A 22,244-nucleotide genomic window follows, 5' to 3' on the forward strand; every position below is an offset into this window, starting at 1 on the left:
TTTCTTTTATTTTACTCTATAATAAACTGTCTAATCCAGCTTGTCATTTTCATAATGGTGCGTTAATTCTAAATTAGGGAATCCTTGCTGACGAAGTGCTTCGTACACAATCATTGCAGCTGTATTCGATAAATTCAATGAACGAACATGCTCATCATTCATAGGGATGCGCAAACACTTTTCCTCGTTTTCGCGCATAAACGCTTCTGGCAAGCCAGTTGTTTCCTTTCCAAATAAAAAGAAGTGCTCTTCTCCATCAGCAAAATTTTCTTCACTGTATACCTTATGAGCAAATTTTGAGATCAAGTGTAGTTTACGATCACCTAAAAATGTTAAAAAAGCTTCTAAATCACTGTGATAAGTAATATTTACATCGTTCCAATAATCTAACCCTGCTCGTTTCAGGTGTTTGTCATCCGTTGAAAAACCTAGGGGCTCAATTAAATGAAGCGGCGTATTCGTGGCCGCACACGTACGGGCAATATTTCCGGTGTTTGCAGGTATTAACGGTTCGAATAAAACGATATGATTCATCAGGATCATTCCTCTCATATTTATGTTCGTTTCTATTTTCTGACAATTTGATTTTTGCATAAAAAAAAACGTATCAACTCGGTGTCAGTCACTGCGAGTCGTTACGTTAGTGAAGCTCTTCTCACTAACTTTTATCAGAACAGGAACCTGATAAAAACCAATGAAAAAACAACTTGTTTTTACTATAACACCCTCAACTTACTTTTGCAACCTCTACTCTTTAAAAACTACTAGAAAACCGTTTTCTCTTAGTTCCTTTTAATAATTCTATGTCAATTGTAATCTTTTTCAAAGGATTCTTGTACAAGTCTGCTTTGATTTCCTCCTCGACTTGCCACTCTAAGGGCGACATTGCTAAAAGATCTTTTCGATTTTCTTCTGGTATCTCAAATTCATAAGTCACACGCTGACGTTCAGTTAGTTTCATTGATTCAGTAAACTTTGCGACTACACGATCATTGGAATAACTTTGCTTTTCAGGTTGATTCGGATAAAAAGCCTGACGCAGTTCTTTTAAATAATTTTCTTGCGGCACTACCTTCAGCACCTCTCCATCTTCTGACAGTACACGTTGGAATTCTTGGTAATGAGAAGGCGAAAAGATATTTAAGATCGTGTTAAATGTCTGATCAGCAAATGGCAAATTGGTCAAATCCGCTACACACCAAAATGCCTCGACAGATTGTTCCGTAGCTGCATAGACCCCTTCTTTTGAAATATCAAATCCAACAGCAGTTTGAATCTTTTTCAATTTTGAAAGTTCATTCAAGAAGCTTCCTTCTCCACAGCCGACATCTAATAGCGAGATTTCATTAGGCAGATACTGTGCGATAGTCTCAATAACGGGCTGATACATGCCTGATTGGATCATTCTACGCCTTGGAACGAACATTTCTTGATCATATTCTGTTTTAACCGCGTGGGATAAAAAGTAAAGTGTTCCTTTTTTGGACAGATCAAAACGATGATTATTTTTGCATATCAAGCCATTATCAGACTTTTCTACCTCTTCTTGGCAAACTGGACAGCGGAACAGCTGATGTTTTTCTGCCAAAAACTGGCGTCCTCGGTCAATTTTTTTTAACATAGTTCCCCCTCATTTCTGTTTTATCTTACCGTTAGATGCTCACTTTGGCAACTGGTAAAAATATGATACAATGCCTAGAAGAAAGCGAAAGACAAAGGAGAAGATCAGATGATCAAAGAATTTTGTGCTGAAAACTACACATCTATTCCTCTGGCAATTGCCAGAGGAGCTAACCGAATCGAATTATGTGACAACTTAGCGGTCGGCGGAACGACCCCAAGTACTGGTGTGATCGAAGAAACATTAAGTTACGCAGGGGAAAAAAATATCCCTGTAATGACGATTATCCGTCCTAGAGGGGGCGATTTTGTCTATAACGATATCGAATTGAAAATTATGCATACTGATTTGATTGAAGCAAAGAAATTAGGGACGGATGGCGTAGTTTTTGGTTGTCTTACTCCCTCAGGATGGCTAGACGAAGAAGCATTGGAACTATTGATCGAAACCGCAGAAGGCGTACAGATCACCTTCCATATGGCTTTTGACAGTATTCCTGAAGAACGGCAATTTGAAGCAATCGATTGGCTAGCAGCGCACGGTGTTGACCGTATCTTAACGCATGGCGGCCCTGCTGATCAAACGATTGAAGAACATTTCCCACGGCTCAAAGAATTGATTGACTATGCAGATGGCCGTTTGATCATTTTGCCCGGTGGTGGCGTAACAGCAGCGAATGCAGCACATGTAGCTAAAGAATTAAACGTGAGTGAAGTCCACGGAACTAAAATCGTTGAACTTCAGCCATAATCTTATAAACAAAAAACATTGGCAACAAGCAGTATACTTGTTGCCAATGTTTTTGCTTTTTACATAAAATACCCCATAAATAAAGAGGCAATATTGAAATAAATCAGTACACTTGTCAAATCACTCAAGGTCGTGATAAATGGACCGCTTGCTACCGCTGGATCAAATCCTAGACGATCCATCAGCATCGGAATCAAACTACCTGCAAGATTCGCCACTGTTATCGCAAACAACATGGCCATCCCTATCACAAATCCTAAGATAAAATTATGTTTCCAAAAGCCCACGATCAGAAAAATCGTCATCCCTGTAACAGCTCCTGTTACGACGCCGGTCAAGACTTCAGCCAAAACAAGTCGGACAAACCCGTGATCTTTGTCATCAGAGATTGCAAGTCGACGGACAGCCACAGCCAGCGACTGGGTTCCAGCATTACCAGCTGTTCCTGTGATCAGCGAAATGAAGACCGCTAAAATGCTCGCTTCACTTACCAAGTCTTCATAATGACTGATCAAAGAAGCAGTAGACATACCTAAAAACAACAGAGTGATTAGCCAAGGCAAACGTCGAGATGCTGCCTTTACTGGATTTTCATTGATTTCTTCCACATTGACCCCGGCAAGTCCTGAATAATCGCTGGCAGCTTCATCATCAATAACGTCAATGATGTCATCAACTGTGACGATTCCCAACAAATGATCATCATAATCGGTAACAGGAAGAGCTAAGAAGTCATAATCCCTGAATGTTTGTGCCACATCTTCTTGGTCGTCGCCTACATGAACTGAAAGCACCCGCTCGCTCATCAGATCAGAAATCATAGCATCATCATCATTCACGATTAGGTCGCGTAGAGAAATAACCCCCACTAGTTGACCTTCTTGATTAACGACATAGATGTAATAGATTGTTTCAGCAACATCTGCTTCATTCTTCAGCACATACATCGCAGAGCGAACGGTTTGATTTGCTACGATCGAAACAAATTCAGTAGTCATGATTGCACCAGCTGTTTCGTCTTCGTAATGGAGCAATTCCTTGATTTCACTGGCATCGTCTGCAGACATCAAACTTAAATATTTAGCAATTTGCTTTTTATCTAACGTATTAAGCAAATCGACAGCATTATCTGTATACATCTCAGAAAGCATATCTGCTGCATAGCTAGGACGCATCTCATCCAGATATTCTTTCATATGTTCGTTGTCTTCTTCAATCACATCGAACATATCCGCTAATTCTTTAGGCGACAGATAGGAATAGATCAGCTGCCTGTTCTCTTCTGTAAGAGATTGGTAGAATTGCCCCTGCTCATAGATATGCATCTCTAAAAAACTGTTTCTGAATGCCTGAATATTATTTTCCCTTAAATCTTGAGTCAACTGGGCAAATCTTTCCTCTAATTCTTGATTTTCATCCAAACCAATCTCACCTCGCCTTATTCTTCAAACCGTCTCACAACTGCCTCCATGTCTGCGGCTAAAGGCTGCTTGAACTCTAGCAGCTCTTCTGTAAATGGGTGGTAAAAACGCAGATCATAACAATGAAGGGCTTGTCTTTTTATTCCCAGATCCATTCGTCCGCTATACATATCATCACCGAGCAGTGCACAGCCAATGGCGGAAAAATGAACTCTTATTTGATGTGTCCTTCCTGTATGCAGCTGGATATCAACTAACGCGATTTCTGTTAGTCGCTTCTCTATCCAGTACTCCGTCTGTGCAGAACGTCCTTCATCAGAGACCATTCGCTTCAGTAGCGAAGAATAATCTCGGGCAATCGGCAAATCGATATGACCATGTGCCGATAAATTTGAAAGCATTCCACTGACTAATGCCTGATATTTTTTTACAAACTTCTTTTCACGAAGTTGCGTGTCTAATTTTGCGTGCGCAAACCCATGCTTGGCAAAAAGCATCAAGCCAGACGTATCACGGTCTAGTCGTGTAACTACATGGATTACTTGGTTTTCGTACCCTTGTTTTTTGTAATAAGCCTTTACACGATTAGCCATTGTCCCATTTGGATGGTATTGGGCAGGAATGGACGAAACGCCTGCTGGTTTGTTTACTACCAGAACATGTTCATCTTCATACACGATATCGATCGGCGTTTCGTCCAAAAGTACGGTTTCATGTTCTCCTTCAGCAGGAATCACAATGGTTACCTTATCATCCTTGGCTAGAGAAAACAAGACATTTTCTACTTGATCATTGACTTTGATTTGACCGCCTTGAAATTTTATTTTCGCTAACAGACCTTTTGAGATCCCTTTTTCTTTTAAAAAATATTTTACCTGCTGAGAATGATCTTTCTCATAATCCCATGTAAACTGCATATTAATCCTCACCAATAAAGGCATCTTTCACGCGATGCCAAAAATGCATATGTCGATAAGAAGCAAAATGGATCCGTTCTTCTGCTATTCGATAATAAATAGAACGGATATCGGCTTTTGCGACATTCAATTGATCAACCGTTACAAGATAATCTTCTGTATTTTCCAATTTTATTTCTAACCACTCATCATGGGCAATCACGATTGGAGAACCCAAAGTACGAAACACTCGATTATTCAGCGAAGCAATCTCAGCCAATTGAAAGGCATTGATACTAGGATGGATCACTGCACCGCCGACACTTTTATTATAGGCAGTCGAACCAGTGGGTGTAGAAATCGTCAATCCATCTCCTCTGAAACTTTCAAACAATTCATTTTTAATGTATACATCGGCTACCATCGTACGATTGGCCCGTTTAATCGTTGATTCATTTAGTGCTAAAAAATGCTGATCAGGCGTTTCATCCAAATAACTGATCCGAACATCCAGCAAGGGATAGCTGACACTTTGTTCCCGATTTGTTCGCAAGCTGTCTACTAGTTCTTCCAGCTCGTAATCTCGCCAATCAGTATAAAACCCTAAATGACCTGTATGCACGCCTAAGAAACGCACATCATTCAGACAATGACTGTAGTGATGAAATGCCGATAATAATGTGCCATCTCCACCAATTGAGATGACCAACTCTGGTTCATGATCATCTCTCTGGATCCCAGCTTGTTCTAATAGTGTGTTCAAGCGCTCAGCCACTTCTATAGTCTTTGCTTCTTTATTGTGAACGATCGCTACTTTCATCCCCTGCCTCCTCTCTTTCGCTTTCTTTCTTCAAAAGCGTTCGATAGTAGACATCATCTGATTTTCCTCTTCCATGGGAGAACAATCGCTGTGCTTCTTGGATTTCTTCACGGATACTGGACATCTCTTCATCCAGTTGATACGCAGCTTCTGCCGCACGCTGAAGTCGTTCGCTCATTTCTTCTGGAAAAACGCCTTGATATTTATAATTCAGCGAATGCTCGATCGTTGCCCAGAAATTCATCGCAAGGGTCCGTATTTGGATTTCCGCCAAAATTTTCTTCTCACCACTGATCAGCTGTACAGGATACTCGATCACCAGATGATACGAACGGTAGCCGCTTGCTTTCTTATTAGTGATGTAATCCCGTTCTTGAAGAACTTTCATGTCTTTTCTTTTACGGATAATCTCAACAACTTGATGGATATCTTCTACAAACTGACACATGATCCTTAAGCCGGCAATATCAGACATTTCTTCTTCTAAGCGTCCCATTGGAATATGACGTAACTGTGACTTTGTTACGATACTGTCAACTGGTTTGACTCTCCCAGTGACAAATTCAATTGGAACATGACGATTTTGTTCACGAAACTGTTTACGGATTCCCCGCAGTTTCACTTTCAATTCTGATACAGTTTGTTCATATGGTGCTAAAAATGCTTCCCAATCTCGTTCCATAGCTGATACCTCTACTTCATTAACATTCATTGTTTATTCTACCATATATGCAAAGTTTTTTCGTACTCTTGAGTTATGCATTGACCAAAAAAAGAAAATTAGGCAAAATAGACAAAAAGGAGTCGATCAAATGACGCAAATGCTTGAAATCGAATATAAATCTATGCTGACAAAGCAAGAGTACGAGATATTCATCGCTCACTATCAATTAACAGATAATGATTTCCGTGTACAGACTAATATTTACTTCGATACCGTTGATGAACAGCTGAAGAAACAAAATTGTGGCCTACGAATCCGTTTCGTTGGTCATCAAGCTGAATATACATTAAAAACACCTGCTGAGGAAGGTCGTCTCGAAACGACGGATACCTTTGTAACAGAAGAAGCAGAAGCATTCATCTTTCAAAAACGTTTGCCTCGCTCAGGCGCAGTTTTTCAAAAACTTTCTGATTTGAATATCGATCCTGCTTCATTGATCCAAACAGGAAAGCTTACAACAAAACGGGCTGAGTTCCCCATTAAAGAAGGACTTTTAGCTATCGATGAAAGCTGGGGAGACAATCTTCACGATTTTGAACTAGAACTAGAGGTAGTGGATGCATCTGCGGGAAAAATTGCTTTTATAAATTTTTTAAAACGTTTTTCTTTGCCTTATCGTCCTGCTAAGAACAAGATTCAACGTATGCTTGAGGCTAAAAATTAGAAACCTTTCATTTTCACGAGGCACTTGAGTTCATTTTTTTACTTTTTTCTGTTAAGTTATAGGATGTGAAAGAATCTAGTCACTAGTTGTATAGAATCTATTTTGGGGGAGATTCATATGATCGAAATCTATTTATTTGTTAATCCTTTAGGGGAATATTGTTTCAAAATGGAGCAACAGTTATTACAATTTATTGAAGAAGAGTACGGAACACCATCAAAAGAAAAGATGCAATTTCGCTTTCTTCCTTTGGTCAATTTGCAGACAATTGGGGATGTCATGCAACAAAAAGGAATTTCTCAAAACAATCTTGAGAAACGCAACCACTTATTCTCAACGACTTATTCTGCCGCATTAGACTGCAAAGCGGCTCAATTCCAAGGAAAGAAAAAAGGCCGCCATTTTTTGATCAAACTGCAAGAAGCAGTCGGCTGCAATAACATACCATATTCTCATGCACTTGCTGAATCGATATTTGAAGAGATTGGCGGCGATTTGAATATGTTTAAAGAAGATCGGCAATCTGACTTTGTTAAAGAAGTATTCTTTTCCGATCAAAAAATTGCTCGAGAAATGGGCATCACGAAACATCCTTCCGCAGTCGTTTACAATTACGCTTGCGATCGTGATTTTGGTGTTTTAGTAGAAGTAGAAGGCACAAGCAGCCTTTGGAGAATCAAAGAGCTGTGTAAAACAACAGATAACTCGTATCAAGTTTTTAATGGTGAACATTTACATACAAATGATTCTCAGTTCCATTCACGAACTAGCCATTTACACTTGCTTTCTAATTAAAAAAATACGTCGACTCCCTTACAAGAGAGCCGACGTATTTTTTTCGTTTCTATTCGAAAAAATCAAAAATCTTATAAACGATCAATCAATTCTTCTAATTCGTTTAGTCGTTGTTCAAACATCGACATTGCATCTTCGATATACGCAGCCTGTGTCATATCTACTCCTGCTTTTTTCATCACTTCAACAGGATAATCACTGTTACCAGCTTTTAGATAAGCCAAATAGTTCTCTAGCGCATCTGGTTCCTGACTAAGTATTCTTTTCGCCAACGCTGAAGCAGCAGAAAAACCAGTCGAGTATTGGAAGACATAGTAATTATAGTAAAAATGCGGGATCCGTGACCATTCAAATTTGATTTCTGGGTCTTCTTCGACTGCCGGACCATAATATTTTGCATTCAATTTACCATAACTATCACTTAGATATTCACTAGTCAATGGCACACCTTTTTCATCTTCCGTATGCATGAAGTGCTCGAATTCAGCAAATTGTGTCTGGCGGAAAACTGTTCCTTTAAATCCATCCAAGTAATGGTTGAGCACATAAGCTCGGACGCGAGGGTCTTTTTCTGTTTCCAATAAATATTCTGTTAGGATATTTTCGTTCGTTGTCGAAGCTATTTCTGCTAAAAAGATGGAGTAGTCACCGTATACATAAGGTTGGCTCGATCGTGTGAAATAACTGTGGACACTATGTCCCATTTCGTGGACAAGCGTAAACAATTGATCCAATGTATCATGCCAATTCAATAAAATATATGGATTTGTGTCATAGCTTCCCGAAGAATAGGCACCACTTCGTTTTCCTTTATTTTCGACAACATCGATCCAACGTTCAGAGAATGCTTTTTCTACAATAGTCATGTACTCTTCGCCCATTGGCTTCAGTGCTTCCAAAGCTTTCTCTTTTGCTTCTTCATACGTAAAGGTGATTGGAGCTTCTCCTAAGACCGGTGTATAAAGATCGTACATGTGCAGTTTTTCCACTTCTAATAAACGTTTCCGTAATTCCATATATCGATGCAGCAAAGGCAAATGCTTGTTTACTACATCTACCAAAGTGTCGTATACACTTTCAGGAATGTGATTATTGCTCAAAGATGCTTCTCTGGCAGAGCTGTAATTACGAACTTTTGCTTTAAAATTATGTCCTTTTATATGCGTACTTAAAGTAGAAGCAAACGTATTTCTAAATTGCTCATAAACACTGTACAACCCTTTAAATGCGGCTTCGCGAACACTTCGATCCGTGCTTTCTAGCAACTGACCGTACACACCATGAGATAATTGGACTTTTTCACCATTCTCTCCTTCGATCGTTGGGAAAACTAAATCTGCATTATTCAAAACAGCAAATGTATCACTTGAAGCCTCAAAGATTTCTCCTGCTCCTGCAAGAAGCGATTCCTGATCGGCAGATAAAACATGGGCACGATTATCTACTATTTGCTGGATATAGTGACGATAGACTTCTAACTTCGGTTCTTCTTTGAAATATTGCCAAATCCGTTCATCTGATAACTGCAATATTTCTGGTTCAAACCAGGAAACAGCTTCACTAACCTTTGAAAACAAACTACTTGCTCTTGCATAAAGCGCTTGATATTCTGTATTCCCAGTATCTTGATCGTTTTTAAGGTGTGCATAGACATAAATGATTTCGGTTTGGCGATAAACACTCAACACAAATTCAATCGCATCAAGAAATTGAGAAGCGCCTTGATTAAGTGTTCCTTTATATTTTTCAGATTTTTTTAACTTTTCTGATAATTCTAGATATTTCTCATCAAATTCTTTGTCGCTTGAAAAGATCTTGGTCAAGTCCCAAGTTAAATTTTCAGGCAATTCTTCGCGTTTTGGCAACTGCTTTACTTCCATGAAATCCACTCCTTTTTATATCCTTTTGTCTCGGTCTTTCAAAATAGATCCTCGTCTCACATCCACATGTTACAGCGTCTGATTTTTCTACTAATCTATGTGTCTGCTTCTATCAATTTTAGCACAACTGAAACTTGTTTTACATAGAAAACCGGTTCCTGTTCTATTTTTATACTTACTATATTTTCCAAGAGGATAAATGTGTGCATTCATCAAAAAATTGCCGATAGACCATCTCTTCCTCAATCATAGGGAAAAGCCACTCCCTTTTATATTCTTTTACTTGGCAAAACCATGAGCTAAAATCAGGTACTTTCTGTTGCTTTAAGGATTCTTCGTACAACATTCGATAAAGAAAAACCTGTTCTCGTAAATAAAAGAAAAACCGACTGTTTTGATAGATCCACGGTGATAGATACAAAAGGTGCTTGTGACGCAAGTAGCACTGTTCTTGTATGGATACTGTATTTTTTTGTTTGTAAATCAGCTGGCGCGCCAACCACTTCTTCCCATCCTCGCTTAACTTGTCTGTTTTCTTCATCTGATTTATTTTGATCTCATTATTAGTAAATATTTTTTTAAGATCATTACCAGAAAAAGTCCAGCAGCTACTGAAAAAAGAAATGTGGCCTGATACAGTCTCTGTAATATGATGATATAAATAAAGTTTTTGGTTCTTAAGGTCAGCTTTCCAGCAATGTACCCCCCTTTTTCTATTATAATAGCAGCAACTTTTTTCTATCAATGAAAATTGCCGTTGTCCAAGAAAATAATGACCAAGTATCCACCATACTTGGTAACCGTTGTTCAAATAATTTTTGGTTCTTTCAAAAAATCTCTGATGAGACAACCTAGAACATTGGATTTCTAATGCTAGATTAGCCAATAAAATATCTGGTCTCTGCCTCAATCTTGGCAAATAAGCTTCCAAAAATACAGGTTCTGCTGACTGTCCCAGCCAATCCATGAAACATTCCTTTAACTGCAAGTGTTCTTCTGATTCCCCCTCACTAAAAACCGAACAGTTTTCGGTTTTTCGATGGGCAAAATGAGCACATTTTTTCTTTCCCTTTTTCAAAACCACTCTTTTCCGACAACTACGACAATAATACATTTTCTCTTTTTCTGCATATTTAGCAGAACAGCATTCATGATATTCATTCATCGCAAGCAGCATTTTTCTCCCTCTGAACTTATTTACGTCTAGCCATTTATTTACACGAAAAAGAGCCATATCGATATATGATCGATATGGCTCTTACTATAATAGTGATTTATACAAAATAAAATTTCGTACGCTCGATAGCATTACGCGCCATCAGACACTTTCCATATTCATTCAATGTTTCTGGTGTACGATCGCTCTTTTCTGCAAACTCCAAAATTCGAGCAATCTGATTCTCTACATCCGCTTGGTTGAGATTCTCCATCCAGAAATGAACGACTAGGTAATAACGCTCTTCAAATAAGTACAAATCAGTCCAAGCAGACTCTAGTTCAACGTCTGTTGCCAGCTGGATCACTTGCTCAAAATCTTCAAAAGCAAAAATTGCTTGTCTTTCCTGTTCTTCTAGGGCGCTTCCAGATAATTCTTCTTCCGGATCGCTACCAATAATTTGCTGACGGAGAAATTCGCTCACGTCTTCTGAATCAACAGCAGAATCTTCTGATTGAGAAATTTCTTCATCTGGCAGGTTTTTACTGATAAACAGTTCTAATCCGTCTCCTTTTGGCAAAACTTGGAAAGTGACAGCTTCGCTTCCTCGGAACTCCTCTTCGATATCAACTTCTTCCAGAATACTATAAAAGAAATTTTCGATTTCTTTGTGATTGCCAAGTAAATCCAAAAATGAAACGCCCCGTTCTTCTAAATCTTCATGACCTATCAGTACACGGATCGTATTTTCATTAATGTGTTCCATTTCCATTTTGCTACACCTCACTTTGCCGCAATGTTCAATATAGATTCATTGTAGCGAAATCAGCTTAAATGTAAAGAAAAAAAATCCCGCTGTTAAGTGAATTTAATAAAACCAGCAGATTTTTTCAATCGTTCAAGCTATCTTATTTAACTATAACATTTTTGGGAGATGAATACTATATAGCCGACTTTTTAGCTAATCAATCACTTCTGTTTTTCATACCATGACCACTCTCACACCCTTTTTTGTGCCCACAATAAAGAACGCTATTTATAAAAACAAAAAAACTTGGAAAAACTATCATCGTAATAGTTTTTCCAAGTTTCATTTTATCTTCTATAATCCAGCCATCAATTGTGCTTGACGCAATTCTAATTGTCGTACATCGCGCGGCAGGAATCGACGAATCTCATCTTCATTAAAACCAACTTGTAGACGTTTATCATCAATCATGATTGGACGGCGAAGCAATCCAGGATTGTTTTGCACAAGTTCCAATAGTTCTTGTAACGGCAGATCATCTAAATCCATGTTCAGTTTTTGGAATACTTTGGAACGTGTCGAGATGATTTCTTCTGTTCCGTCTTCTGTCATTTGTAAAATCGCTTTTAATTCAGAACTGTTCAATGGTTCTGAAAAAATATTACGTTCAACAAATGGAATCTGATGTTCTTGCAACCACGCACGAGCCTTTCTGCAGGAAGTACAACTTGGGGAAGTATATAATGTTAACAACGTGCACCACTCCTTTTCGTGATAAGAATCACTTTTTTGTAACAGAAGATCATAATAATCTCCCATCTGTTTCTATTATACATAATCAACTTTTAAATAGCTACCTTTTTTTCATAATTTTTTAAAAAAAATGAAAGTTATCTAAGGTTAATATACAGTAAAACCAGCGTTCTTGCTTTTTCTATCATTTAAAAATTAGAGTTTTCAAATCTAATTCAAATTTTACAAGACGATGAAACAGCCAATAAAACTGTACTATTATTTTATCTGGAAGCACAAATGAAACCGATTTCTTAAGATTTTTTATGTTTTTTATTTCTTTGATAGTAATGTTTCTTGTCATTTTAGATAATATTGTTCTTTATTATAACGCTTATTTTCTCTGTTGTATAAGCACAATATTTTAAAGCAATGATTACTAGATAAAATTTACTATAAACAAATAAACTAAATAACGTTATTTTATGTTTGAATAGTTATATTGAGACTGTATTAAAAAAATAAACCTTTCGAAAATTCCTCAGAGATTGCATTAAAATAAACCAACCGAGTTACACAATAATGATTAATTTGTTCATCAAACCTATTGACGTGTTTCATGATTTTTAGTGAAAAAAACTGAAATCTAAAAACCTTATTCTGTCAAGGAAACAGAAATATAGTAAGAAAAACCTTTATTTATCAGCTTTTTTAGATAATTTTTTCTGTTACAATAGTCAAGGATTTGTGAAAAAATCAATGAAAACCGAAAGGCGTGTAAAATTTTGATTAAATCAGTTGTGTTTGATGTTGATGATACAATGTATGATCAGCAGCAGCCATTTCGAAACGCGGTAAAAAGAGTCGTGCCGCTTGTTTCAGATGAAGATATGCATCCACTATATATCCGCTTCCGTCATCATAGTGATGAAAACTTTCCAAAAGTAATGGCAGGAGAGTGGACGCTAGAATATATGCGAGCACATCGAATCAGCCAATCACTAAAAGATTTAGACTACCCTCACATCACAGAAGAAGAAGGTCTCCTATTTCAAAAAATTTACGAGGAAGAACTTGATAATATCTGTTTGCATGAGGAGGTCAAAAAAACACTTGACTTCTTGAAGGAAAAAAATGTCCCATTAGGAATTATCACAAATGGACCGACTGACCATCAGACAAAAAAATTAAAACAACTTCAATTGAACAATTGGATTCCTTCCCACAACATGCTGGTTTCTCAAGCAACAGGGTTCCAAAAACCAGAAAAAGAGATTTTTCAGCTTGCTGAGAAAGAATTTCATATGCTTCCAGGAGAAACTCTATATGTTGGCGACAATTATGACAATGATGTTCTAGGTGCAAAAAGTGCCGACTGGCAAGCACTTTGGTTCAACCATCGAGAACGCAAAATCGACCAGACTCCTATTTGCGATATCGAAATTTCTTCTTTTGATCAGCTGTTAGAAACAATGAAGACAATCTTTGCTTAACTCCTATAAATAAAAACAAAAAATAATAGCAAGGAAATCGGGTTAAAACGGAAACCCAACTTCCTTGCTATTTCTTAAATCAACTAAACACCTGCTTTTTTCGAAAGATCTTCTTATCCATTACTGAACGATTGTTTCGAATCTCTTACTTCTCAATCTCTCCTACACTTAAGATCATGCGGATATCTTCTTCAGTCAGTTTTGTCAGCTGTTCTTCATTTCCTTGGATCACTTTTTGGAACAGTTCGCGTTTTTCTTGTTGGAGCGAATCCATTCGTTCTTCAATCGTTCCTTCAGAAATCATACGCCACACTTCTACCACATTTTTCTGACCGATTCGATGCGCACGACCAGCAGCTTGTTCTTCAATTGCAGGGTTCCACCAAAGGTCATACAAGATGACCGTATCTGCTCCTGTCAAATTCAGTCCCGTTCCCCCGGCTTTTAAAGAAATCAGGAAAACATCTTTTTCGCCTGCATTAAATGCATCTACCATACTTAATCGATCTTGCGGTTTTGTACTGCCTCTTAAATAAAATGTTGAGATCCCCAGCTCGGCTAACTCTTCTTGTAAGATAGTAAGCATACCTGTAAATTGAGAAAACAGCAGAACTCTGCGTTTGTTCTCTTTGGCAGCGACTAATAGATCTTTTACTTGTTCGAGTTTGCCAGAACCGCCTTGGTAATCTTCAATAAACAGACGAGGATCGCAACAAATTTGACGCAACCTTGTCAGACCTGCTAGTATCCCGATCCGGTTTTTCTTGAATGCTTCAGAATCCATTGACGAGATTTCTTCACGCATTTGACGCAAGTAAGCTAAATAAACGGTCTTTTGTTCTTCTGTCAGTGCGGAATATAGATTCATTTCTGTTTTTTCTGGTAAGTCTTTCAACACAGTTTGTTTATCTCGCCGTAAAATGAACGGTCGGATCATTTGCGCAATTTCTTCTGCGGCAAGTTCTCTGAATTTTGTTTTGGTTGGGAAAAATCCTGGCATGATTGTTGCAAACAACGACCACAATTCTTCTAAATTATTCTCGATTGGTGTCCCACTTAATGCAAATCGCTGAGGCACAGCTAATTCTCTCAATGCTTGAGCAGTTTTCGTACTACTATTTTTGACCATTTGCGCCTCATCAAGGATCAAATAATCAATTTTTTGTGATTGGTAATCAGCTAAATCTTGTCTCAAACTGGCATAAGAGGTCACTCGAATATCTGTGTCTTTAGCCAGCAATTCTTCCCGTTCTTTTTTATTCCCATTGATTACTTGGATACTCAAAGAAGGAGCGAATTTTTTTACCTCTGCCTGCCAGTTGTAGATTAAGCTGGCCGGCGCTACGATCAAAGCAGAAAAGCTTTCCCGTTCTTCTTTTTCCGAAAGTAAAAAGGCAATCGTCTGCAGTGTTTTCCCAAGTCCCATTTCATCGGCTAAGATACCGCCAAACTGATAATGGCCCAACATCTTCAACCATCGGAACCCTTGCTTCTGATACTCTCTCATCTTTGCATTCAATCCTTTGGGAAGTTGTGCCTGATACCCTTCTGGATGAATGAGATTTTGGACCATCGTATGAAACGATTCGCTAAAAGTAGCATTGCTTTTTTCCAATTGATTTTGAATGATCAGTCCTTGATTCTTAGGTACATGGATCGTCCCTTCTTCTGAACGTATTGACTCCCGTAATTGTTGCAATACTTGGCTTGTTTGTTGGAATTCCTCTGAATCAAAAGAAAGAACCTGTCCGTTTTCCAATGTATAAAAAGCATCGTTTCGCAACAAGCTTTGCAGTACATGATCAATCTCTTGCTCTTCTATCCCCGATACGTCGAATCGAATATCAAGCCATGAACCAGTCTCGGTTACTTCGATTTGCGGTTGATGTTTATGCGCATCTAAATACAACTCTCGCAACTTTCTGCCAAGTCTGACTTCACCAAACTGACGGAAAACAGATAGTTCTGTACGGAAAAAGGCATACAGTTCCTCCCCGCTTGGCAACGGACGCTCATAGCCAGTTTCATTTTTCTGGTAGCGATACATCCTGAATAAATCAAGGACTCGTTTCTCTTCAGCTCTGTCACGCAGCACCTGAAAGTCCTGATTGGCCGAGACCTCATGTTTTGGATCGGTCGAATAGATGACTTCGCCATAAACGAAATCGACTCGAGCTTGGATTTTTCCTTTGGCTTTTCGGAAAAAGAAAATAAATTCGACTGGAATATCCGCTACTTCCTTTTCTACTTCAGAGGCAACCACTACGTCTCCAATCTCCGAAAGAAGAGGAATGATTTCTTTAAACAAGGCCGGTAGTTCTTTTTTCTTGAATATTACTTCTGGTTTCTCCAATCGGCGAATCAATTGTTTCCAAGTTTGATAAACTGTTTGTTGATGTTTCGTTAGAGAATAGAATACTCCCTGGATAAGTCCCCACTGATAATGCATAAAGAAAAAATCAAAATCATTCAATGCTTGCAATAAATAGTCTTCTTCCTGTTTTTCCACTTTGAATGATAAAGGCTTGTTTTGGTCGGAAAATTGGATTCCTTGATCGTTTTGTCCATTTATTTGCAGATGCAAACGTGTCGTCTGATTCATCTGTTCTAGCAGGAAGCGGGCTTGTTCTACTGGGAGAAGCAGGTATCTTTTATCTAGTTTCCCTTTGACTTGCAAGCCATTCGTGCCTAATAATTGATGCGTTTGGGCACTTCCTGCAAGGTGAGCGAGTATTTTTTGATCTTCTTTTTGAAAAGCCCGTTTATCTAGACGAAACTGATACTGCTTATTGACTGTGTAGGTTTCTTTTTCTGTGTAAGCCTGTAAAAAATCATAGATGTTTTTTACGATATATGTCTTTTTCGGCGATGCCAAAGAACCGATGCGTAAGTAAAGCGCCAAAATAGAAAGCTCTGGATGATACTGATTTGTCTCAATCGTTTCTACTTGGTATTCAATAATCAAGGGTTGCACCGCTTGAGGATTTTTTTGTGTTTTTAGACGAGAAAAACCTTTTGCAATGATTTCTCCTTCACTTGTTGTTTTTACCGGTTCTAACATCGGCTGGTCTTTTTTCATGATACGAGATAGATTTTTCGACCGTAAGTAAAGTTCCACAGCAACTGTATGCTTACAATATTTATGTTCCTCCCAATATGGACATTGGCAGTAATCTATCTCTTTTGCTGTCCCATCCAAATCAACCATGTACAATTCACTGCCCAAGACTTCTGCATGCCACACGTTTTCTTCTTGGTCAGGGACAACCGATAACACTCGGCCTTCTTGCAAGTATTGACGCCCACGTGCAATGACTTTTTCCGGAATACTCCATTTCATAGTTACCAATCTCCCTTTTTATCCAAGTTGATAGCGTATTTTGCTTTGTCCGCTACCTTCTGTATCAATTCTTATTTGCTGTAATACTCGTTCTTTCAATTCTCTTACATGGCTAATGATTCCAATCATTCTTCCTTCACTTTCAATCGTTTCTAAAGCTTCCATCGCCATTTCCAAAGCTTCTTCATCTAATGACCCAAAACCTTCATCAATAAACAATGCATCGATTGCTACCCCACCAGCTTGTGTCTGGATCACATCCGCAAGGGCTAATGCTAAAGAAAGTGCTGCAATAAAACTTTCACCGCCAGACAGCGTATGCGCGCTTCGAGACATGCCTGCCTGATCATCATAGATATTGATTTCTAATCCGGTTTTCCCTCGATAACTGCCGATCGTATCCGCTAGTTCAAACTGATAACGATTTTTCGTTAAACGTTGGAGATGATCATTTGCTACTTGTAACACTTCTTGTAGATAAACTTGAAGCACATACCGTTCTAAACTAGTTTTCTTAGGATTTTCTCCGTTGAATGTTTGCGAAAGTTGCTGTAATTGCGTAAGTTCATCTAATTGCGTCTGGCTTGCGTGATAAATCGAAAGACATTCATCGTAGATTTTCTGGTTATTGATTTTTTGTTCTTGTAAACTGTATATCTTTTCTTGCTTTGTTTCGATCATCTCTCTTATCTCTTCCAATTGCTGGCTGATCTCTTCTGTATCTGGAACTATCTCCGTCAGCTGGATATTTTCTAATTGACGTAGTCGGTCAGCTGTCACTAATTGTGCTTCATGATAAGTAGTGATTATGCGCTGGTTCTCTTCGTATTGTGCTTGCTGTTGTGCGAATGCACAGACTTCCTCAGTTGTTGAAAAATACGCTTGGGTTTCCAGCTTTTCAGCTATTCTTTGCTGTTCTTTTTCTATTTTTTCATCTGTTTTTTCTATTTGTTCCTGTTGAAGATCAAGTTGTGTCCGAAACATATGCAGATCTTGCAACAATTGCATTCCTGCTTTCTGTTCAGCAGCGAGTTGGTTCGAGTCTTCTTCTAACCGTTTTTCAAGTTGTCGTATCTCTTCTTCTAAACAGTTGCTATCCGTATCTTGTAATTGTTTTTCTAAACTTTTGATTTCGCCTTGCAGTTGTTGAAGCTGATTATTTTTTGCTGCCTGTTGCTGCTTGTAGACAGCTAATTGCTGCTCAATCTTTTCTACTTGTTGGCTTATTTCTTCTAGTTCTGCTCTTGCATTGGCTATCTTGCTTTTTCGTTTATCTAAAGATTGTTCGACTACTGTAAGAGCAGTTGTTGTTTGTTCTGTTATCGCGGGAAATGCCTGTTGTAAAGCCTGTTGTAAGTGTTTTTCTTGTCCAGCTAGTTGTATATTCGTTTCCATGATTTTTTGTTCTAAATCAGATAATTGCTGTTGAAGATTATTTTCATGTGCTTCATTTTTGGCAATGATTTGCTGGGTTCTTTCTACAGCTGACTCAGCTTCTGCCAGTTGTTGCTCTACTTTCAAGATATCTTCTTTATTTGGCTGTTCATGTTTTGATTGTTGTACGGGATGTTCTGTCGACCCACAAACCAGACATGGTTCCCCCGGACGCAAGAAAAGCTGAAGACGAGCAATTTGCTGCTTTGCCCATTGGCTTTTCAGCTGTTCTGCTTGTTCTATCTGTTGTTTCAATCGCTGATTATTTTTTGTTGTTTCTTCGGCTGCTTTTTTGAGCTCTTCTCTTATCTGTTCGAGTGATTCGATGCTTTTTGTTTTTTGTTGTTTTATTTCCTGCTGTTTTTCATCTAGATATTTTAACTGTCCAAAAGCAAGACGATCTTCCTGCAGTTTTTCCTGATCTAATAAGATTTCTTGAAGAAATCGAGTTCTTTCCTGATAAATAGCCTGTTTTTGATGTAGCTTTTCGGCGTTCGTTTCTTCTTTATCTAATGAATGTTTTAATTGTTCTGCTTCTTGTTTTTTACTACGCAAGGCTTCGACAATCGGTACCATCATCTGTTTGTTTTGCAATTGTTGAGCAGCTTCTTTGATTTTTGTTTGCCGATGTATGCGGTCTGTTTCATTTTTTTGCCACTCTTCATAATGTTGCGTAGTCATCGCTAGTTTCTTTGTTTGTTCACTGCTTTTTTGTGACAGTTCTATTTTTTCAGCTTTTATTTCTTTCAGGTGCTTGATTGGTTCAATTAAGCGTTGTGTAAATTCATAATACCCAATCCATCGTTTCTTTTCCTCTATTTCGTCTTTTTGAGCGGCTAATTTCTTTTGCTTATTTAGTAATGTCGCTTTTTCTTCATAGCTTTTTTTCAAGGTTTCAAAACGATAGTAGGAATTTTCTAATTGTTTCTGTTTCTCCTGATAGTCTACTAAAACTTCTTTTTCTTTAGTGATTTGTTTTTCTAGTATGGCCTGATGGTTTGTCCATTGGGAAAGAACGGCTTCAAACCCTGCTACTGCTTCCTCTTCTTTGATTAAAACAAATCTTTTTTGCAGAAGATGAAGATTTTGCTCTAAATGATCTAGTTTTTGTTGCTGTTGCTTTGCTTTTTCCTTTAATCGCTCATTGAACTGTTGGAAAAGCTGAGTACCGAACAAATGACGTAAAACAGTCTCTTTCTCACTGCTTGATGAAACCAAAAAATTACGGAATTCTCCTTGGGGCAGTAAAACGATTTGGGAAAACTGTTTCGCATCGAGATTCATCAATTCTCTGATCAACTGGTCTGCTTCTGTACGTTTTGTGATTTGTTTTATTTCTTTTCCTTTCCCATCAAAAATGGTCAACGTTACTTTAGCTGCCTGTTTTTTTGTTCCGTTTCCTTTTCGTTTCGCTAAAACTTGCTCTGGTTTTCGTTCGATTTCATAGCTCATCTGCTGATGTTCAAAAGAAAAAGTCACGCTTGTTTCTTCTTCTGGTGTAGCAAACAAGGAACGCATCTCTTTTCCAGAACGAAGTCTTCCGGAAGTTTCACCAAAAAGTGCGAAAGTGATCCCATCAAAAATCGTCGTTTTTCCTGCTCCTGTCTTCCCGCTGATCAAAAAAAGCGGTGCTTCTGTCAATCGTGAAAAATCAACGGTCTCATTGATAAAAGGACCAAAATTTTTAAGTTTTAATTTTTTCGGTTTCATTCTTGATCATTCCATTTCCATGATTTCTTGCAACGTTTCTCCGAGCCATTTTTCTTGGTTTGCCGTTAGCTGTTCTTCCGTCATTTCACTAAAAAATGCTTCTGCTAATTTTTGAGGATCTTTCATTTCTAGTACTTTTCGTTTGTGCTTTGTTTGTTCTGCTCGGCCGTTTGCCCGTTCAATCCCCAAAATACGAGGATATATTTGCCGAAGCTGGTTCATCATATTCGGGATGATCGTTCTGTCCGTGAGATAGATCTGGATATAATTCTCCCGATTGACGGACTGATAGAAGGCAGGATCCAACAATTCTTTAAAACTTGCTGTTATTTCTTCAATATCATGCAGTGGTTCGATCTCCCTAAAATTCAACTCTAGGTCTGTTGCCAGGTCAACGATCCATACGCCTTTTTTCTGGTTGATCTCAGATAGAGAAAATTTCAACGGCGAGCCACTGTAGCGAGCATTATCCTGTCTTAAAGCTGCTTGATTATGCAAATGTCCTAATGCTACATAATCAAACGGTGTAAGTAGTTCTCCTGGGATCGAATCCAGACCCCCTACTTCGATTTTCGTTTCCGAATCAGATTTTACACTTCCCATTACAAAAAAATGGCTAATCAATACGTGTTTTTTCCCTGAATCGAACAGCTCCTCCATTTTATCTATCACTTTTGCTACCGCTTGCTGGATCGTGCGGATACTGTCATCTTCAAAATATAATCTGGCTGCAATTGGTTCAAAGTAAGGAAGAAAGAAAAATTGTATGTTGTTAAACTCGACTGGTTTGAAAGCTTCTGCTAGCTGCGTTCGCAAAAAATAGTTCGAATAACTGAACCATGGCGTACCAGCTGAAAGTCGCGTACTGCTATCGTGATTTCCTGATATAGCAAAAATTGGGATCCCTTCCTTTAAATTCCAATCAACCATCAATTCATTGTATAATGCTACGGCATCGACAGCGGGCACACTCCTATCATATAAGTCTCCTGCAATCACGATTGCCTCTACTTTTTCTTCTTTCGCGATATCCAGTATAGAAGATAATACATGACGTTGGTCTTCAATCAAGTCATAACCTTGTAGTTTTTTTCCGATATGCCAATCGGCTGTATGTAAAAAACGCATCCAATCACCTCAAAAAATGTCCTTCTAATCATTATAACACTTTGATCCATTACATGACACCTGTCTTCTATTTTGCACGTTAGAAAGCAAAAAGAGGGCAGACTTGACGTCTCTCCCTCGTTTTTCATCGAAAAGTCTGAACAGAACAGGAGATTCAAAAAGACCGCCCACTCCTAAACTTATCACTTTATTTTTTTTTGATTTCATATTTAAAATCTGGGTTCACTTCTTTGTCCAATTTGTCAAAAGCCGCTTGTGTTCGTCGTTCAATCTCCGCCATTCCTTCTTTATCCGTTTTCTTGATATCTGATAGGTCGATTGGTTCACCGAAACGCACTGTTACTCTCTTACGTTTGAACAAATCCCCAAGTGTCAGTGGACCTTGGTATACGGCTGGTACGATTTTTGCTTTAGACATTCTGGAAATCAACGCCATCCCGCCTTTAAGTTCTGTAGCATGCCTTGTCCCACTGGGGAACATGATTAAACTTAAATTTGTCGATTTTAAAATCTTTACAGGTGTTTTAATGACGCTTGGTCCTGGATTCTCTCTTTTAACTGGAAAAGCATTAGATCGAGTTAATATAAATCGCAGAACCGGATTTTTGAACAGTTCTTCTTTTGCCATAAAGCTGAATTCCTTCGGTGCTGCAGCTACCGCTAGATATAATGGGTCCCACCAAGTACGATGGGGGGCAACTAGTATGTAATTCTCATCTTGCGGTAATACTTCTTTATTCTCATAACGGGCATTCCCATTGACTAAAGCTAATAGTACTCGAACTACCCCTCGCATAAATCGATAAAACATAGTCTCTTCCTTTCCCTTCTTATGGTCATAGTATGCATAAAAAACAGAGGTTTGACAAGCCACCTTGGTTCTTTTTAATAAAAATAGTATAATACAAACGACTATTTTTTTCATTTTGGAG

Annotated in this window: 18 protein-coding genes; 4 read left to right on the forward strand and 14 right to left on the reverse strand. The window is 38.3% G+C overall.

Annotated features, from left to right (window positions below):
- Positions 1 to 30: 30 nt before the first annotated feature.
- A complete protein-coding gene (gene trmL / locus AC1F25_RS08440) occupies positions 31 to 534 on the reverse strand; it encodes a tRNA (uridine(34)/cytosine(34)/5-carboxymethylaminomethyluridine(34)-2'-O)-methyltransferase TrmL (protein ID WP_002320545.1) in 504 nt (167 codons plus the stop codon).
- 220 nt (positions 535 to 754) lie between these two features.
- Positions 755 to 1,621, reverse strand: coding sequence for a methyltransferase domain-containing protein (locus AC1F25_RS08445; protein WP_002309987.1), 867 nt, complete (start codon positions 1,619 to 1,621; stop codon positions 755 to 757).
- 108 nt (positions 1,622 to 1,729) lie between these two features.
- On the opposite strand from AC1F25_RS08445, the gene AC1F25_RS08450 reads away from it, so the two are divergent.
- Positions 1,730 to 2,371 carry a copper homeostasis protein CutC gene (locus AC1F25_RS08450; RefSeq protein WP_002309986.1) on the forward strand — a complete coding sequence of 214 codons (642 nt, stop codon included), beginning with the start codon at positions 1,730 to 1,732 and terminating at the stop codon, positions 2,369 to 2,371.
- 59 nt (positions 2,372 to 2,430) lie between these two features.
- Here AC1F25_RS08450 and mgtE read toward each other — a convergent pair whose 3' ends face one another.
- Genes mgtE through yjbM form a run of 4 tightly spaced genes read right to left on the reverse strand, consistent with a single transcriptional unit; the run spans position 2,431 to position 6,190 of the window.
- Positions 2,431 to 3,792, reverse strand: coding sequence for a magnesium transporter (gene mgtE / locus AC1F25_RS08455; protein ID WP_002309985.1), 1,362 nt, complete (start codon positions 3,790 to 3,792; stop codon positions 2,431 to 2,433).
- A gap of 17 nt (positions 3,793 to 3,809) precedes the next feature.
- Positions 3,810 to 4,709: an RluA family pseudouridine synthase gene (locus tag AC1F25_RS08460; RefSeq protein WP_002335218.1), complete on the reverse strand. Its 900-nt coding sequence runs from the start codon at positions 4,707 to 4,709 to the stop codon at positions 3,810 to 3,812.
- A gap of 1 nt (position 4,710) precedes the next feature.
- Positions 4,711 to 5,508, reverse strand: a complete 798-nt coding sequence (locus AC1F25_RS08465) for an NAD kinase (RefSeq protein ID WP_002315658.1) — start codon at positions 5,506 to 5,508, stop codon at positions 4,711 to 4,713.
- On the reverse strand, positions 5,483 to 6,190 hold the full coding sequence (yjbM, locus tag AC1F25_RS08470) for a GTP diphosphokinase (RefSeq protein ID WP_002309982.1): 708 nt from the start codon (positions 6,188 to 6,190) through the stop codon (positions 5,483 to 5,485). Before yjbM ends, AC1F25_RS08465 begins: the two co-directional genes overlap by 26 nt.
- Before the next feature lie 130 nt (positions 6,191 to 6,320).
- On the opposite strand from yjbM, the gene AC1F25_RS08475 reads away from it, so the two are divergent.
- Complete coding sequence (locus AC1F25_RS08475) at positions 6,321 to 6,896, forward strand: CYTH domain-containing protein (RefSeq protein WP_002314142.1); 576 nt, start codon at positions 6,321 to 6,323, stop codon at positions 6,894 to 6,896.
- A gap of 117 nt (positions 6,897 to 7,013) precedes the next feature.
- Complete coding sequence (locus tag AC1F25_RS08480; protein WP_002309978.1) at positions 7,014 to 7,691, forward strand: ClpXP adapter SpxH family protein; 678 nt, start codon at positions 7,014 to 7,016, stop codon at positions 7,689 to 7,691.
- 71 nt (positions 7,692 to 7,762) lie between these two features.
- Here AC1F25_RS08480 and pepF read toward each other — a convergent pair whose 3' ends face one another.
- From pepF to spxA, 4 genes are all read right to left on the reverse strand, one after another.
- A complete protein-coding gene (gene pepF / locus AC1F25_RS08485) occupies positions 7,763 to 9,571 on the reverse strand; it encodes an oligoendopeptidase F (protein ID WP_002309974.1) in 1,809 nt (602 codons plus the stop codon).
- 178 nt (positions 9,572 to 9,749) lie between these two features.
- Positions 9,750 to 10,748, reverse strand: a complete 999-nt coding sequence (locus AC1F25_RS08490) for a competence protein CoiA (protein ID WP_479994045.1) — start codon at positions 10,746 to 10,748, stop codon at positions 9,750 to 9,752.
- 97 nt (positions 10,749 to 10,845) lie between these two features.
- Complete coding sequence (locus tag AC1F25_RS08495) at positions 10,846 to 11,499, reverse strand: adaptor protein MecA (RefSeq protein ID WP_002335220.1); 654 nt, start codon at positions 11,497 to 11,499, stop codon at positions 10,846 to 10,848.
- Positions 11,500 to 11,829: 330 nt separating this feature from the next.
- Positions 11,830 to 12,228: a transcriptional regulator SpxA gene (spxA, locus tag AC1F25_RS08500; protein ID WP_002296384.1), complete on the reverse strand. Its 399-nt coding sequence runs from the start codon at positions 12,226 to 12,228 to the stop codon at positions 11,830 to 11,832.
- A gap of 764 nt (positions 12,229 to 12,992) precedes the next feature.
- Here spxA and AC1F25_RS08505 point away from each other — a divergent pair.
- Complete coding sequence (locus AC1F25_RS08505) at positions 12,993 to 13,700, forward strand: HAD family hydrolase (protein WP_002309968.1); 708 nt, start codon at positions 12,993 to 12,995, stop codon at positions 13,698 to 13,700.
- A 145-nt stretch (positions 13,701 to 13,845) separates the two neighbouring features.
- Here the strand turns inward: AC1F25_RS08505 and AC1F25_RS08510 are convergent, their stop codons facing one another.
- The 4 genes from AC1F25_RS08510 to AC1F25_RS08525 form a co-directional block, all read right to left on the reverse strand.
- The gene (locus AC1F25_RS08510) at positions 13,846 to 17,040 is read right to left on the reverse strand and encodes a DEAD/DEAH box helicase (protein ID WP_002335221.1); all 3,195 of its coding nucleotides are present in this window, start codon (positions 17,038 to 17,040) and stop codon (positions 13,846 to 13,848) included.
- A gap of 18 nt (positions 17,041 to 17,058) precedes the next feature.
- Positions 17,059 to 20,184: an SbcC/MukB-like Walker B domain-containing protein gene (locus AC1F25_RS08515; protein WP_479994046.1), complete on the reverse strand. Its 3,126-nt coding sequence runs from the start codon at positions 20,182 to 20,184 to the stop codon at positions 17,059 to 17,061.
- Between the two features lie 6 nt (positions 20,185 to 20,190).
- Positions 20,191 to 21,312: an exonuclease SbcCD subunit D gene (locus tag AC1F25_RS08520; protein WP_479994047.1), complete on the reverse strand. Its 1,122-nt coding sequence runs from the start codon at positions 21,310 to 21,312 to the stop codon at positions 20,191 to 20,193.
- A 187-nt stretch (positions 21,313 to 21,499) separates the two neighbouring features.
- Positions 21,500 to 22,123: a lysophospholipid acyltransferase family protein gene (locus AC1F25_RS08525; RefSeq protein ID WP_002309961.1), complete on the reverse strand. Its 624-nt coding sequence runs from the start codon at positions 22,121 to 22,123 to the stop codon at positions 21,500 to 21,502.
- Positions 22,124 to 22,244 lie beyond the last annotated feature (121 nt).

The organism is Enterococcus sp. M-BR2, from assembly GCF_056612775.1.

Coding starts and splice junctions, on each gene's coding strand:
- pepF (WP_002309974.1), bottom strand. CDS start 9,571: ATGGAAGTAAAGCAGTTGCCAAAACGCGAAGAATTGCCTGAAAATTTA.
- trmL (WP_002320545.1), bottom strand. CDS start 534: ATGAATCATATCGTTTTATTCGAACCGTTAATACCTGCAAACACCGGA.
- AC1F25_RS08460 (WP_002335218.1), bottom strand. CDS start 4,709: ATGCAGTTTACATGGGATTATGAGAAAGATCATTCTCAGCAGGTAAAA.
- AC1F25_RS08475 (WP_002314142.1), top strand. CDS start 6,321: ATGACGCAAATGCTTGAAATCGAATATAAATCTATGCTGACAAAGCAA.
- AC1F25_RS08525 (WP_002309961.1), bottom strand. CDS start 22,123: ATGTTTTATCGATTTATGCGAGGGGTAGTTCGAGTACTATTAGCTTTA.
- AC1F25_RS08465 (WP_002315658.1), bottom strand. CDS start 5,508: ATGAAAGTAGCGATCGTTCACAATAAAGAAGCAAAGACTATAGAAGTG.
- AC1F25_RS08520 (WP_479994047.1), bottom strand. CDS start 21,312: ATGCGTTTTTTACATACAGCCGATTGGCATATCGGAAAAAAACTACAA.
- AC1F25_RS08445 (WP_002309987.1), bottom strand. CDS start 1,621: ATGTTAAAAAAAATTGACCGAGGACGCCAGTTTTTGGCAGAAAAACAT.
- AC1F25_RS08450 (WP_002309986.1), top strand. CDS start 1,730: ATGATCAAAGAATTTTGTGCTGAAAACTACACATCTATTCCTCTGGCA.
- AC1F25_RS08480 (WP_002309978.1), top strand. CDS start 7,014: ATGATCGAAATCTATTTATTTGTTAATCCTTTAGGGGAATATTGTTTC.
- AC1F25_RS08495 (WP_002335220.1), bottom strand. CDS start 11,499: ATGGAAATGGAACACATTAATGAAAATACGATCCGTGTACTGATAGGT.
- AC1F25_RS08490 (WP_479994045.1), bottom strand. CDS start 10,748: ATGCTGCTTGCGATGAATGAATATCATGAATGCTGTTCTGCTAAATAT.
- AC1F25_RS08510 (WP_002335221.1), bottom strand. CDS start 17,040: ATGAAATGGAGTATTCCGGAAAAAGTCATTGCACGTGGGCGTCAATAC.
- yjbM (WP_002309982.1), bottom strand. CDS start 6,190: ATGGAACGAGATTGGGAAGCATTTTTAGCACCATATGAACAAACTGTA.
- AC1F25_RS08515 (WP_479994046.1), bottom strand. CDS start 20,184: ATGAAACCGAAAAAATTAAAACTTAAAAATTTTGGTCCTTTTATCAAT.